Annotated in this window: 15 protein-coding genes; 7 read left to right on the top strand and 8 right to left on the bottom strand. The window is 71.8% G+C overall.

The genetic code is table 11. The features are described from left to right. Positions 1 to 99 precede the first annotated feature (99 nt). From gcvT to ACIGQF_RS16565, 7 genes are all read left to right on the top strand, one after another. Entirely contained in the window at positions 100 to 1,275 is a 1,176-nt protein-coding gene (gcvT, locus tag ACIGQF_RS16595) for a glycine cleavage system aminomethyltransferase GcvT (protein WP_399710560.1), read from the top strand. Between the two features lie 129 nt (positions 1,276 to 1,404). Then, positions 1,405 to 1,782, top strand: a complete 378-nt coding sequence (gene gcvH / locus ACIGQF_RS16590) for a glycine cleavage system protein GcvH (RefSeq protein ID WP_399710558.1) — start codon at positions 1,405 to 1,407, stop codon at positions 1,780 to 1,782. Positions 1,783 to 1,889: 107 nt separating this feature from the next. Next, on the top strand, positions 1,890 to 3,155 hold the full coding sequence (gene glyA / locus ACIGQF_RS16585) for a serine hydroxymethyltransferase (RefSeq protein ID WP_399710556.1): 1,266 nt from the start codon (positions 1,890 to 1,892) through the stop codon (positions 3,153 to 3,155). Between the two features lie 316 nt (positions 3,156 to 3,471). Continuing rightward, positions 3,472 to 4,854, top strand: a complete 1,383-nt coding sequence (locus tag ACIGQF_RS16580; protein ID WP_399710554.1) for an L-serine ammonia-lyase — start codon at positions 3,472 to 3,474, stop codon at positions 4,852 to 4,854. Positions 4,855 to 5,339: 485 nt separating this feature from the next. Next, positions 5,340 to 5,897 carry a GH25 family lysozyme gene (locus ACIGQF_RS16575; RefSeq protein WP_361555901.1) on the top strand — a complete coding sequence of 186 codons (558 nt, stop codon included), beginning with the start codon at positions 5,340 to 5,342 and terminating at the stop codon, positions 5,895 to 5,897. Positions 5,898 to 5,984: 87 nt separating this feature from the next. Further along, on the top strand, positions 5,985 to 6,815 hold the full coding sequence (gene nadE / locus ACIGQF_RS16570; RefSeq protein ID WP_399710552.1) for an ammonia-dependent NAD(+) synthetase: 831 nt from the start codon (positions 5,985 to 5,987) through the stop codon (positions 6,813 to 6,815). A gap of 252 nt (positions 6,816 to 7,067) precedes the next feature. Then, positions 7,068 to 7,400: a hypothetical protein gene (locus ACIGQF_RS16565; RefSeq protein ID WP_399710550.1), complete on the top strand. Its 333-nt coding sequence runs from the start codon at positions 7,068 to 7,070 to the stop codon at positions 7,398 to 7,400. 19 nt (positions 7,401 to 7,419) lie between these two features. On the opposite strand, the gene ACIGQF_RS16560 is transcribed toward ACIGQF_RS16565, so the two are convergent. The 8 genes from ACIGQF_RS16560 to ACIGQF_RS16525 form a co-directional block, all read right to left on the bottom strand. Further along, on the bottom strand, positions 7,420 to 8,124 hold the full coding sequence (locus tag ACIGQF_RS16560) for a disulfide bond formation protein B (RefSeq protein ID WP_399710548.1): 705 nt from the start codon (positions 8,122 to 8,124) through the stop codon (positions 7,420 to 7,422). Positions 8,125 to 8,194: 70 nt separating this feature from the next. Beyond that, positions 8,195 to 8,359 (bottom strand): DUF5993 family protein, encoded by a 165-nt coding sequence (locus ACIGQF_RS16555; protein ID WP_399710546.1) that lies wholly within the window; start codon positions 8,357 to 8,359, stop codon positions 8,195 to 8,197. Positions 8,360 to 8,470: 111 nt separating this feature from the next. Beyond that, positions 8,471 to 9,301, bottom strand: coding sequence for a cytochrome c biogenesis CcdA family protein (locus ACIGQF_RS16550; protein ID WP_399710544.1), 831 nt, complete (start codon positions 9,299 to 9,301; stop codon positions 8,471 to 8,473). Further along, complete coding sequence (locus ACIGQF_RS16545) at positions 9,298 to 10,065, bottom strand: DsbA family protein (protein WP_399710542.1); 768 nt, start codon at positions 10,063 to 10,065, stop codon at positions 9,298 to 9,300. The genes ACIGQF_RS16550 and ACIGQF_RS16545 overlap by 4 nt, the downstream gene beginning before the upstream one ends. A 106-nt stretch (positions 10,066 to 10,171) precedes the next feature. Continuing rightward, the gene (locus ACIGQF_RS16540) at positions 10,172 to 10,651 is read right to left on the bottom strand and encodes a hypothetical protein (protein WP_399710540.1); all 480 of its coding nucleotides are present in this window, start codon (positions 10,649 to 10,651) and stop codon (positions 10,172 to 10,174) included. Positions 10,652 to 11,108: 457 nt separating this feature from the next. Next, on the bottom strand, positions 11,109 to 11,657 hold the full coding sequence (locus tag ACIGQF_RS16535) for an ATP-binding protein (protein WP_361555877.1): 549 nt from the start codon (positions 11,655 to 11,657) through the stop codon (positions 11,109 to 11,111). 275 nt (positions 11,658 to 11,932) lie between these two features. Next, positions 11,933 to 12,700: an enoyl-CoA hydratase/isomerase family protein gene (locus ACIGQF_RS16530; RefSeq protein ID WP_399710537.1), complete on the bottom strand. Its 768-nt coding sequence runs from the start codon at positions 12,698 to 12,700 to the stop codon at positions 11,933 to 11,935. A gap of 145 nt (positions 12,701 to 12,845) precedes the next feature. Then, the gene (locus tag ACIGQF_RS16525) at positions 12,846 to 14,087 is read right to left on the bottom strand and encodes an Ig-like domain-containing protein (protein ID WP_399710535.1); all 1,242 of its coding nucleotides are present in this window, start codon (positions 14,085 to 14,087) and stop codon (positions 12,846 to 12,848) included. Positions 14,088 to 14,168 lie beyond the last annotated feature (81 nt).

Here is a 14,168-nt window from a genome sequence, read left to right as displayed (position 1 = left end):
GAGGTCCTCTTGGGGGCTGTCGGTGAACCTCTCAGGTTCCGATGACAGATGGGGAGACGTCCGATACGTCCCTGTCGTCCACTTCGGGAGCCCGCAGCCATGAGTGAAGCCCGCCCGTCGCCCGCCACCGCCCCAGATGGAGTCGCTTCGCGACGAAGCGCACGACTCACTGCGCTCGATGCCACGCATCGCGCCCTCGGCGCGACCATGACCGACTTCGCCGGCTGGGACATGCCGCTGCGCTACGGCAGCGAGCGCGACGAGCACGTCGCCGTCCGCACCCGCGCCGGCCTCTTCGACCTCTCCCACATGGGCGAGATCACCGTCACCGGGCCGCAGGCGGCCGACCTGCTGGACCACGCGCTGGTCGGCAACATCGGCTCGGTCAAGCCCGGCCGCGCCCGGTACACGATGATCTGCCAGGAGGACGGCGGGATCCTGGACGACCTGATCGTCTACCGGCTGGGCGACCAGGAGTACATGGTCGTCGCCAATGCCTCCAACGCGCAGACCGTGCTGGACGCGCTGACCGCCCGGCAGGCCGGCTTCGACGCCGCCGTACGGGACGACCGTGACGCGTACGCGCTGCTCGCCGTCCAGGGCCCGGAGTCCGCGGGAATCCTGAAGCAGCTCACGGACGCCGATCTGGACGGGCTGAAGTACTACGCGGGCCTGCCCGGCACCGTCGCGGGCGTCTCCGCGCTGATCGCCCGGACCGGCTACACCGGCGAGGACGGCTTCGAGCTGTTCGTCCGGCCCGCCGACGCGGCCGCCCTCTGGGAGGCGCTGACCGAGGCCGGCAAGGACGCGGGCCTGGTCCCCTGCGGCCTGTCCTGCCGCGACACGCTGCGCCTGGAGGCGGGCATGCCGCTGTACGGGAACGAGCTGTCCACCTCGCTCACCCCCTTCGACGCGGGCCTCGGCCGGGTCGTGAAGTTCGAGAAGCCCGGGAACGACGGCCGCTTCGTGGGCCGGGACGCGCTGGCGGCCGCCGCCGAGCGGGCCGAGCAGGACCCGCCGCGCAAGCTCGTCGGGCTGATCGCCGAGGGCCGCCGGGTGCCGCGCGCCGGCTACCCCGTCGTGGACGCGGAGGGCACCGCCATCGGCACCGTCACCTCCGGTGCCCCCTCCCCCACGCTGGGCAAGCCGATCGCGATGGCGTACGTGGACGCGGCGCACGCCGAGCCCGGTACGAAGGGGGTGGCCGTCGACATCCGCGGCAAGCACGAGCCGTACGAGGTCGTCGCGCTGCCCTTCTACAAGCGGGAGAAGTGACCGCACGGCACGCTCCGGCCAGGAAAATGGCCGCGGGACGGCCGTCCTGCCGGTAGAAGCGACGCAGTCGCGTCTCACCTGTCAAGACCCTCTGCACGATCATTCCCCCGCATCCAGGAGAATCGAACCATGAGCAACCCCCAGCAGCTCCGCTACAGCAAGGAGCACGAGTGGCTGTCGGACGCCGCGGACGGCGTCTCGACGGTCGGCATCACCGAGCACGCGGCCAACGCGCTCGGCGATGTGGTCTTCGCCCAGCTCCCCGAGGTCGGCGACACCGTCACCGCGGGCGAGTCCTGCGGTGAGCTGGAGTCGACCAAGTCCGTCAGCGATCTCTACTCCCCGGTCGACGGTGAGGTCACGGAGATCAACGAGGACGTGGTGGCCGACCCCTCGCTGGTGAACTCCGCCCCGTTCGAGGGCGGCTGGCTGTTCAAGGTGAAGCTGAGCGGCGAGCCGGAGGACCTGCTCACCGCCGACGAGTACACCGCTTTCACCGCCGGCTGACCCGCCCGTCACCCGCCACCGCCCCAATTGGAGCTTCGCGCCCCTTATTGGATTCCGCCCGCCGTGCCGAGGGCCGTCCCCTCGGTGGCTCCCACCCAGGAAGACTCATGTCGCTTCTGAACAGCTCCCTCCATGAGCTCGACCCCGACGTCGCCGCCGCTGTCGACGCCGAACTCCACCGTCAGCAGTCCACCCTCGAAATGATCGCGTCGGAGAACTTCGCTCCCGCCGCGGTCATGGAGGCCCAGGGCTCGGTCCTCACCAACAAGTACGCCGAGGGCTACCCGGGCCGCCGCTACTACGGCGGCTGTGAGCACGTCGACGTCACCGAGCAGATCGCGATCGACCGGGTCAAGGAGCTGTTCGGCGCCGAGTACGCCAACGTGCAGCCGCACTCCGGCGCCTCCGCCAACCAGGCGGCGCTCTTCGCGATCGCCCAGCCCGGCGACACGATCCTCGGCCTGGACCTGGCGCACGGCGGGCACCTCACCCACGGCATGCGCCTGAACTTCTCCGGCAAGCAGTTCAACGTGGTCGCCTACCACGTGGACGAGGCCGGCCTGGTCGACATGGCCGAGGTCGAGCGCCTGGCCAAGGAGAACAGCCCCAAGGTGATCATCGCGGGCTGGTCCGCCTACCCGCGCCAGCTGGACTTCGCCGAGTTCCGCCGGATCGCCGACGAGGTCGGCGCGAAGCTGTGGGTCGACATGGCGCACTTCGCCGGCCTGGTCGCGGCGGGTCTGCACCCGAACCCGGTGCCCTACGCGGACGTGGTCACCTCCACCACGCACAAGACGCTCGGCGGTCCGCGCGGCGGCATCATCCTGGCCCGCAACAAGGACTTCGCGAAGAAGCTGAACTCCGCGGTCTTCCCCGGTTTCCAGGGCGGTCCGCTGGAGCACGTGATCGCGGCCAAGGCGGTCTCCTTCAAGGTCGCCGCCTCGGAGGACTTCAAGGAGCGCCAGCAGCGCACCGTCGAGGGCGCCCGGCTCCTCGCCGAGCGTCTGACCTCCCCGGACGCGCGTGAGGCCGGTGTCAACGTGCTGTCCGGCGGCACCGACGTGCACCTGGTCCTGGTCGACCTGCGCGACAGCGAGCTGGACGGCCAGCAGGCCGAGGACCGCCTCCACGAGGTCGGCATCACGGTCAACCGCAACGCCGTCCCGAACGACCCGCGGCCCCCGATGGTCACCTCGGGTCTGCGGATCGGCACCCCGGCGCTGGCCACCCGCGGCTTCCAGACCGAGGACTTCCGCGAGGTCGCCGACATCATCGCGCTGGCACTGAAGCCGGAGTACGACGCGGCGGCGCTGAAGACCCGCGTCACCGCGCTGGCGGACAAGCACCCGCTGTACCCCGGCCTGGCCAAGTAGGGCAACCGGCCGGTCGTACGGGCTTCACGGGCCCGGGGCAGGATGTCCCGGGCCCGTGGTGTGCGCGCCCGCTCACAGGGAACCCACGTCACCAGCACGTCACGCGCATCACGGGTGGATTCGCCCGCACATGCACCGTCCGTCCCCCGGGCGCGTTACGCTCGACAACCGGTACCGATCCGACAACCGGCGTTTTCCGTCCGTCGGCGCAGAAACGTCACACCTCTTCGGCCGCCCGACCCCTCCCCTTCTGGCGCGTGCTGTCGCACGGCCGCGCACGACCGCCCACCACGAGCCGACAAAGGAGTCCGCCACCGTGGCCATCTCCGTCTTCGACCTTTTCTCCATCGGCATCGGCCCGTCCTCCTCCCATACGGTCGGCCCGATGCGCGCGGCGCGGATGTTCGTCGGCCGTCTCAAGAAGGACGGCCTCCTCGCGCAGACCACCTCCGTACGGGCCGAGCTGTTCGGCTCGCTCGGCGCCACCGGGCACGGCCACGGCACCCCCAAGGCCGTCCTGCTCGGCCTGGAGGGCCACTCCCCGCGCACCGTGGACGTCGAGCGGGCCGACGACATGGTCGAGCGCATCCGCACCACCAAGCGGCTGCGGCTGCTGGACGCCGAGATAGGCGATGTGCACGAGATCGACTTCGACGAGTCGACCGAGCTGATCCTGCACCGCCGCCGCTCGCTGCCGTACCACGCCAACGGCATGACGCTCTTCGCGTACGACGAGCACGGCGCCCCGCTGCTGGAGAAGACGTACTACTCGGTCGGCGGCGGCTTCGTCGTCGACGAGGACGCGGTCGGCGCCGACCGGATCGTCCTCGACGACACCGTGCTGAAGTACCCCTTCCGCACCGGCGACGAGCTGCTGCGGCTCGCCCAGGAGACCGGCCTGTCGATCTCCGCGCTGATGCTGGAGAACGAGAAGGCGTGGCGGACCGAGGAGGAGATCCGCGCCGGGCTGCTGGAGATCTGGCACGTCATGCAGGCGTGCGTCGCCCGCGGCACCAGCCGCGAGGGCATCCTGCCCGGCGGCCTGAAGGTGCGCCGGCGCGCCGCGAACGCCGCCCGCGCGCTGCGCGCCGAGGGGGACGCGCAGGCGCGCGCCATGGAGTGGATCACGCTCTACGCGATGGCGGTGAACGAGGAGAACGCGGCCGGCGGCCGGGTGGTGACCGCGCCCACCAACGGCGCGGCCGGCATCATCCCCGCCGTTCTGCACTACTACATGAACTTCGTGCCCGGCGCCGACGAGGACGGCGTCGTCCGCTTCCTGCTGGCGGCGGGCGCCATCGGCATGCTCTTCAAGGAGAACGCCTCGATCTCCGGCGCCGAGGTCGGCTGCCAGGGCGAGGTCGGCTCGGCCTGCTCGATGGCGGCGGGCGGCCTCGCCGAGGTGCTGGGCGGCTCCCCGGAGCAGGTGGAGAACGCCGCGGAGATCGGCATGGAGCACAACCTCGGCCTGACCTGCGACCCGGTCGGCGGCCTGGTCCAGATCCCGTGCATCGAGCGGAACGGCATGGCCTCGGTGAAGGCGGTCACGGCGGCCCGTATGGCGCTGCGCGGCGACGGCCGGCACCACGTCTCCCTCGACAAGGTCATCAAGACCATGAAGGACACCGGCGCCGACATGAGCGTGAAGTACAAGGAGACGGCGCGCGGCGGGCTCGCGGTGAACATCATCGAGTGCTGACCGGGCCGCCCGGCCACCGGCGTACGCGCCGTCACACCCGCCCCTTCCTCATGTGATCCAGATCACGGAATGGTCCCGGGAGTTCGGGGCAGGCGACGCTGGTGATTCTCGTAATGCTGATCATGATTGCCGCCCTGACCGCGCTGGTGGCGCGCTACGCGCCCCGCCCTCCGGCCTGACTGCTCACTCCCGACAGCGGGTCCGATCCCTTTCCGGGTCGGACCCGTTGCCGTTTTTTGCTTGCGCGCCCGGCCCGCACCCCGTATCCGTATTACCCACGGGAACTCCCGTACGCCGAGAGGCGTTTGCTCACCGACGGCACTTGTCGCACAGCGTGCACAGCCGTCGTGCACGGGGGACGTCGAGGGGAGCGACGAAGCACGACCGGAGGGCAAGAGCACCTTTGGGGCCCGGCGTCAGCGGGCATGTCCATGAAGGCGGACCGCAGTGACGCTTGGTAATCGCACGGTTGCGGGAGGAGTGCAATGCTGCACGGCGTCGATGTCAGCTCGTATCAGCCCACCTACTCCACGAAGGGCCTGGACTTCGTCTTCATCAAGGCGACGGAGGGCCGTTCCTACATCAATCCGCATCAGAGCTCGCAGGCCTCGCGGGCCCGCGAGGCCGGCTGCGTGGTCGGCTTCTACCACTTCCTGTGGCCGGGGAACATCGCGGCGCAGGCCCGCTACTTCGTCGAGAAGTGCGCGTCGAGACTGGGCGACGTCCTGATCGTCGACTGGGAGCGCACCAGCGCCGGGACCTACGCGAGCAACGCGCAGAAGGACCAGTTCATCCGCGAGGTGAAGGCCCTGCGCCCGGACCGCCACCAGGTGCTCCTGTACTGCAACCGCGACTTCTGGCTCAACCACGACACCACGTCGTACGCCGGCGACGGCCTGTGGATCGCCGACTACGTCAAGGCCGGGCACCCCCGGATCAAGGCGAAGTGGCGCTTCCACCAGTACACCGACAATCCCCTGGACAAGAACGTCGGCCAGTTCTCCAGCAAGGCCGCGCTGAAGTCCTGGGCCAACGAAGAATAGAGTTTCCTCGTACGTACGCGCCTGTGCGCCGGCGCCGCCAGCCCCTCCGCACGCCCTGGCGCCACAGCGAGACCACGAGGAGCCACTGTGACCGACCCGGCGTCCATGAGCCTGCAGCAGGAGATCGCCCGGGATCTCCAGGTGTCCGCGTCCTTCGACGCCCAGGAGGAGATCGAGCGCCGGGTGGCCTTCCTCGCCGAGCGGCTGACGAGCACGGGGCTGCGCTCCCTGGTGCTCGGCATCAGCGGCGGCGTGGACTCCACCACCGCGGGCCGGCTCTGCCAGCTCGCGGTGGAGCGGGCCCGTGAGGCGGGCCACGACGCCACGTTCTACGCCATGCGGCTGCCCTACGGCGTGCAGGCCGACGAGCACGACGCGCAGCTCGCGCTCTCCTTCATCAAGGCGGACGAGGTGCTCACCGTCGACGTGAAGGGGGCCAGCGACGCGGCCCTGCAGGCCGTGCTGGACTCCGGTGTCCCCTTCCGCGACGCGCACCACCAGGACTTCGTCCAGGGCAACATCAAAGCCCGGCAGCGCATGATCGCGCAGTACGCGGTGGCCGGTGCCCGGGACGGCCTGGTCGTCGGCACCGACCACGCCGCCGAGGCGGTGACGGGCTTCTTCACCAAGTTCGGCGACGGCGCGGCGGACGTGGTGCCGCTGACCGGCCTGACCAAGCGGCGGGTACGCGCGGTGGCCGACGCGCTGGGCGCCCCCTCCGAGCTGGTCTGGAAGGTCCCCACCGCCGACCTGGAGACGCTGTCCCCGGGCAAGGCGGACGAGGAGGCGCTCGGCGTCACGTACGACGAGCTCGACGACTTCCTGGAGGGCAAGCCGGTCAGCGAGCAGACGTTCGACACGATCGTGCGCCGCTACCGCCTCACCGCCCACAAGCGCGAGCTCCCGATCGCGCCCTGAGCCGACACGGACGCCGGGGCCGGGACCGGGTGCGGGCACGGGCGTGCCCGGACCGGGCCCGGCGACCGGGGCGGGACGTCCGGCGCCCGTCGCCGGCGTCCCGCCCGTCACCCGGACGTCATGCCTCCGCAAGGGGGGCTTCCGCTCCGCGGTGGTGAATCGCGGCCGCGGGCGGGCATGCATCGGCGCATGGGATGCCACGAAGTGCGATCGGAAGATCAACTGTCAGTGGGTGCGCCTACGCTCCGGGGCATGAGTTACGCAGACCTGCGCGAACTCCAGACCGCGCTCACTCTCGCCGCCGACCTCGCCTCGGGCCTGCAGCAGGCCCCCAGCCGACAGGACGCCGACCGGCTCGTCGACGTCCTGCGGCACGCCCTGACCACCGCCGGATCGATCGCCCCCGGCACCGGGCCGGCCGGCAGTCCGACCGGCTGCGCCGCCCATCCGCACGGCGCCGTCGACCCGCTGTACGGCGACCCCGAGGACCCGCTGCCGCCCGGCTACGGCAAGTGCCTGCTGTGCAACGACCGCCGGCGCCGGGCGGACGCGCACCCGCATCCGCCGCTGCGCCGCAGCGCCTGACCCGGGCGGCCTGCCCGGCTCAGCGCACCAGCCCCAGGTCGTAGAAGAGCTGGTAGCGGCCGGGGGCGACCGGCAGGAAGACGTGCAGCCCCGCCTCCAGGAAGACGGCCACCGCGCTCGCCGCGACGACCGCCCCGGCGAGGAACAGCACGCCCACCCCCGCCGCGTGGGGCGCGCCCCGCGCGGGGATCCGCCGGGCGGTGGTGAGGTGCGAGGTGACCAGCACGGCCCCGATCGCGAGCACCGACGCCTGGAAGAAGAACCACGCCCAGACGTCGGACGGCACGCCCCGCACGGTGCTGCCGTACGCCCCGGCCGGTGCACCGCCGACCGCCCCGCCGCCGTCACCGGCGAGCAGGTACAGCAGCGCCTGCCGCCCCGCCACCAGCGCACCGGCAGTACAGCCGACGAGCGCGAGCCCCCACCCCATGAGGTAGTCCCGGCGCGGCACCGTGCCGCGCAGCCCCTGCCGGACGATGTGGGCGGCGCCCAGCAGCGCCAGCACCATGAACATCCGCTGGACGACGCAGAGCGGGCACGGGTGTTCGCCCCAGGCGAGCTGGAGGTAGAGCCCGCCGCCGAGAACGGCGGTCCAGCCGGCCGCGAAGAGGCAGGCGAACCAGTACTGCGCGCGGGCGATGACGCCCGGCGGACCGGGCTCCAGCGCGGGAATCGCCGGCGTGCTCAGCGGCGTGGTCATCCGCCCGGTCAGTAGTGCGCTCATGAGCGAGAAGATCTCCGGTCCAGTCGGTTCCGGCCCGCCGGTCGGCGCGGGCCGGCGGGCGCGGCACGCTTCACTGCGGCAGACCGGGCACGACGGCGCCCGTGACGTGATGTGCCGCCAGCCAGACGACAGCGGCGAACATCACCGACCACGCCGCGACCGCCGCCATTCGGCTCTTCTGGCCCACGACGCACAGGAAGGTGGCGAAGAGACCGGCGAAGAGGAGGGCGTCCATGCCACGGCAAGCTAGTGGCCGGCCGGCGACATCCCGCGCACGCCACGGAAGGTCACCGGCCGCCGCGCCGGATATGAGCCGAATGGCCCCACCGCCGGCCGATGAGTGGGATCAGTCCTTCGTCTTCTTGTCCGGGCGGAGCGCGATGCGGCCGAGCACCGCGGCGACGGCCAGCGCGGCCACCGCGAGCAGCACGGTGTCCGGCACGGCGTCCCCGGCCGCCGCCACCCATTCCTCCAGCCGGAATTCCGCGTCGGTCCCGAGGATTCCGGGCAGCGCGCTCGTGCCGTTGAACGTCAGGAAGAGCACGCCGATGCCGATGAAGAACAGCCCGGAGACGAGCGAGGTGGTGTGCAGCCGCAGCGGCCCGAGGCCGAACTCCCGCCCCCGCAGCCAGCCGCGCCGGCCCAGCTGGAACCGGTCCCACAGCAGGGCCAGTACGAACAGCGGCAGCGCCATCCCCAGCGCGTACACGGCCAGCATCGAAGCGCCGTACACCGGCGAGCCGCTGACCGCCGTGACCGTCAGCACCGCGCCCAGGATCGGCCCGGCGCAGAAGCCCGCGAGGCCGTAGACGCAGCCCAGCAGGAAGGTGGAGACGGCCGAACGCGGGGTGATCCGGGCGGCGGCGGACTGCGCGCGGCGGGACGCGAAGCCCAGGCCCAGGATCTGCAGCACGCCCATCGCGATCACGACCCAGCCGCCGACGGCGATGAGGAGGTCGCGGTGGCCGTTGAAGAGCCGGCTGGCGGCGGTGCTGGCCGCGCCGAGCGGCGTCAGCGTGGCCGCCAGCCCCAGGTAGAAGACGCCGGTACGGGCCAGCAGCCGGCCGGGCGTGGCGAGCGAGTACGCGAAGAACGCCGGCAGCAGCAGCGCGCTGCACGGGCTGAGCAGGGCGAGGGCGCCGCCCAGGAAGGCGGCGAGGTAGCCGATGTCGCTCACTTGCCGCCCCCGTTCTCCCCCGCGCGCGCGGCGGCCTCGTCGATGGCCTGGGTGAAGGTGGCGGTCGGCTGGGCACCGGCGATCGGCTCGCCGTTGACCAGGAACGACGGGGTGGACTGCACGCCGAGGTCGTAGCCCTCGCGCTGGTCGCGGCCGAGCGCGTCCGCCGCCGCTTCGCTCTTCATGTCGCGCCGGAAGCGGTCGATGTCCTCGATGCCGCTGTCGCGCGCCAGCTCGGTCAGCTTGTCCTCGGCGAGCGCCTTGCCCTTGCGGCTCTTGGCGTACAGCGCGTCGTGCAGCTCCCAGAACTTGCCCTGCCGTCCGGCGGCCCAGGAGGCGCGCGCCGCCCGCTCGGAGTCCTCGCCGTAGATGGTGAAGTTGCGGAACTCGATGCGCAGGACGCCCTTGTCCACGTACTTCTTGATCAATTCGGGCTGGGTCTCGCGGGCGAAGCGGCCGCAGAAGCCGCACTGGTAGTCGGCGTACTCGACCAGGACGACGGGCGCGTCGGTCCGGCCGACGGCCAGCGCGTCGCCCTTCTCCCGGCGCGAGGTCTTCTTCTCGATGTCGTCGTACATCTGCCGGCGGCCGCCGGGATCCGACTCCGAGACGGAGGCGGCGGGGCCGGGCTCGGCGGAGGTGTGGTCGCCGCCGCCCTCGACGGCCGTGCCGACGGCGACGCCGATGGCGACGAGGCCGACGATGAGGGCGAGGATCGCGCCGACGGCCGCGAGACGGCGGCCCGGCGAAGCGGATGCGGACATGGGTGTGCTCCTGACGTGCGGATGCGGATACGGAGAGGCTGCGCCGGTTCGCGCGTACGGCTGCCGGGGCACCGAGGTGCCCGGGGCGCCGGCGCGCGGGGTGGCGCTATATCCGCAGGACGGTCAGGAGGGCGCTGGGGTCGGCGGCGGGCGCCGGGCCGGTGGGCGGCCGGGCGAGGGCGCAGCGGGCGGGGTCGTGGGAGAGGTATGGCGCGGGCACGGCCGCCGGCGCTGCGAACGGCTCGCCGCGGTGCGTGGCGGGCGCGGGCGCGCTGTCGCCGGACGCGGGCGCGTCGTGCGGCGCACACCTCTTCGGCGCGGACGCGGCCACGGGGACCGGGTCCGCGGACTGCGAGGTGACGGCCGCGTGGGCCGGAACCGCGGTCCGGGCCACGTGCGACGGGGTCACGGCCTCGGTCCGCTGTGCGACGGGGGCCGCGTGGGCCGGGGTCACGGCCGCCGTCCGTGGCGCCGTCGCGGCCGGTGTGCCGCCGCCCGTCCGGCAGAGCAGCGGCGCGAAGACCACCGCGAGGAGGACCAGCAGCGTCCAGGCGGCCGAGCGGTGCGCACGTCCCGTCGCTCCCATGCGGCCGCTCCCTCCCCGGTGTCCGGTGCCGCCCGGCGCCGGGCGGCTTCGGCGCCCCATCCTACGGACCGCCGCGGCCGGCTCCCAGGGGGGAACGCCGGTCTCGGCCGACGCCCGCCGCACGGTCCGCATAACCATCGGGCGAATTCGGTAATTACTCAGCGATTACCCAAGTGAGAGCGGCAATTGGAAGGTCGGTGGCACAACTCACCTTGGATCGACCGAGGATTACCACCGATACTTCCGCACATGACCGAAATGCCCTTTTGGCAGCCGCCTGCCCTGCCTGCGATAGTCGGGGCAACGACCCCCATTGACCCGGGCCAGGTCGTATCTGCGCCGCGGACACACCCCTTCCGTCCGCCGGCGCGCGACAACTGGGGCCCGTTCCGCCGACAGCGCGGAAGGGCCCCAGTCACGTTTCCGGGCACGAGCGGCACGGCTCACCGCGCCGCGCTCACGCGCGGTCCGTCACCCGCATCTCGAACCACGTCGTCTTGCCGCGCGGCAGCAGGTCGACGCCCCAGCGGTCGGAGAGCTTGTCCACGAGGAAGAGCCCGCGCCCGCTCACGTCCAGCTCATGGACCGGCATCAGACAGGGCAGGCCGCGCGACGGATCGCGCACCTCGATGCGGATCCAGCCTCGGCGCCGCAGCATCCGCAGGCCGAACGTCCGGGCTCCGGTGTGCCGTACGGCGTTGCCGACCAGCTCGGACACGAGCAGTACGGCGTGCTCGGCGAGCGCGGGCGTCAGCGACCACTGTTTCAGCAGTACGGACTGCGTCAACCGGCGTGCGGTCGCCGCCGATTCGGGTCGCGAGGGGAGCCGCACCTCGTCGAGGGCGGGGTCACCGATGAGATCGAGCGCCCTCGACGCTCCGTCCCCCCGAGCGGCAGCCGTCACCCTGGCACTCTCCCCCTCCACATCCTGGGCGGGCAGAACCCAGCGCGCGGCAGCCGTACCGGCTCGCGGCTGCGGCTGCTCCCTGCCTTCGAGGCCCGCCATGCCACCATCATGGACGCAACCGACACGGTACGGGGGCGGAACCGCGGGAATCGGTCTCCCGGAATCCGCGGTTCCCGCACCCCCTCCGGTCATATGCCGTGGGCAGGCAACCGGCCGGTACGCCCCGTCTGACCTGCACGGTCATCCCGGTCGCCGCGGAGCGTCGAGACCGCGCGCGGGGCACTCCATAAGGCTCCCTTGAGCCTCACATCATTCCCCCACAAGGGGCACGCATGCGCGCCGGCTTCCCGCGCGCCCCGCCAACACCTGCCGGGTCAGCGGAACTTGGCCTTGCCCGGGCCGTCCTCGACGAAGCTGCGCATGCCCGTCTCGCGGTCCTCAGTGGCGAACAGGCCTGCGAACCAGTTGCGTTCGATCGTCAGTCCGGTGTCGATGTCGGTCTCCAGACCGGCGTCCACCGACTCCTTCGCGGCGCGCAGCGCGATCGCCGGGCCCGCGGCCAGCCGGGCGGCCCAGGCGTGCGCCTGCGCGTACACCTCTTCGGCGGGAACCACGCGGTCCACCAGCCCGAGCGTGAGCGCCTCGTCGGCCTTCACCTGACGGCCGGTGAAGATGAGGTCCTTGGCCTTGGAGGGACCGATGAGACGGGCGAGGCGCTGGGTGCCTCCCGCGCCGGGGATCAGGCCGAGCAGGATCTCGGGCTGGCCCAGCTTGGCGTTCTCCGCGGCGATGCGGAAGTCGGCGCAGAGGGCGAGCTCGCAGCCGCCGCCGAGCGCGTACCCGGTCACCGCGGCGATCACGGGCTTGGGGATGCGGGCGACGGCGGTGAAGGAGTCCTGCAGGGCCCTGGACCGGGCGACCATCGCCGCGTGGTCCATCACCTGCATCTCCTTGATGTCCGCGCCGGCCGCGAACACCTTCTCGCCGCCCCAGATGACCACGGCGCGGACATCGTCGCGGCGGGTCGCCTCCGCGGCCAGCTCACGCAGCCGGTCCTGGGTGGCGATGTCCAGCGCGTTCATGGGCGGGCGGTCCAGGCGGATGGTGCCGACCCCGTCGGCGACCTCGAAGTTCACAGTCATGCAGGCAGGTTAATGGCCGTTCACGGGAACGTCGCCGGTGCATCTCGTCACAGTGCGGCCGCGCCGTCCGACCGCGCCGTGCGACCGCGCGCGGTCCCGTCGGCGCTCCCCCGCCGACGGGACCCCCGCGTCGCCGTCCCGGCCGCTACTGCGCCGCCTGGACGGGCTGCGGCTTCTTCCATTCCTCCCACGGCATGTTCCACACGTTCAGCCCGTTCTCGGGCTGGATGGTGCGGTCGTGCGAGTTCTTGACGACGACCAGGTCACCGATCAGGGAGTTCTCGTAGAACCAGCCGGCGGGCGTGGACGTGGAGCCGCCCCGGTAGTCGAAGAGCCCGACGCAGCCGTGGCTGGCGTTGCGGTTGCCGAACGTCCACTGCCCCGACCAGTAATTGCCGTGGATGAACGTGCCGGAGTCGCTGAGCCGCATCGCGTGCGGCACGTCCTTGATGTCGTACTCCCCGCCGAAGCCGACGGTCTCGCCGTTCATCCGCGTCACCGGGTGCTTCTCGCTGATCACCATCTTGCCGTTGTACGTCTCGGTGCCCGGCGCGCCCGACGTGATCGGCAGGGTCTTGATCTTCTTGCCGTCGCGGACCACCGTCATCCGGTGCGACTCCGCGTCCACCGTGCTGACCTGACTGCGGCCGACGGTGAAGGTGACCTTCTTGTTCTGCGTCCCGTACACCCCGGGGCGGCCCTCGACGCCGTTGAGGTTCATGGTGAGCGTGACCTTCGTGCCCGGCTTCCAGTACTTCTCCGGGCGGAACTCCAGGCGGTCGTTGCCGAACCAGCGCCCCTCGACGGGCACCGACGGCTCGGCCGTCACCTTGATCGCCCTCTCCACCGCCTTCGGGTCGGTGATGCCGCGGGTGAAGCGCAGATCGACCGGCATCCCGACGCCGACCGTCTGCCCGTCCTCCGGCACATAGCGCCCGACGAAGGTGTTCTTCGGGGTCAGGGTGGTGAAGTCGGCGTGCTCGGCGGCCTCGCGGCCCTCGGAGTCCTTGGCCACCGCGTCGACGGTGTACTCCGTCGCGTTGGCCAGATGGCCGGCCGGCTGCCAGACGCTGCCGCCCCTGGACAGCCTGCCCTCGACCTTCTTGCCCTTGCGGTCCTTGACGGTCACGGACTTCAGCGTGCCCTTGTCGACCGTCACCTTCAGGGCCCCGTTCGTGGCGACGCCCGCGGCGCCGTCCTTCGGGGATATCTTCACCGTCGCCCGCGACGGCGTGTCCCCGCCGCCCTTGTCCCCCTCGTCACCGCTGCCCCCGCACGCGGCCACCAGCACCATCAGCGCCCCGAGCACCGGAGCGAGCAGGACCTTTCCCCCCTGCCGCCGCCGATGCCGCTCCCGCGGCGCCCCCCATATCGGCTGCACGTCCAAGACTGGCCTCTTTTCCCCTCGCACAACCCGCATCCGCAGCGCGCGGCACGGGCCACGCGCGCGCCTGCCGCCAGATAACCA

Source organism: Streptomyces sp. NPDC053560 (assembly GCF_044544605.1).
Lineage (GTDB): Bacteria > Actinomycetota > Actinomycetes > Streptomycetales > Streptomycetaceae > Streptomyces.
Note: the sequence above shows the minus strand (reverse complement) of the source record. Positions and strands in the feature narration are given on the sequence as shown.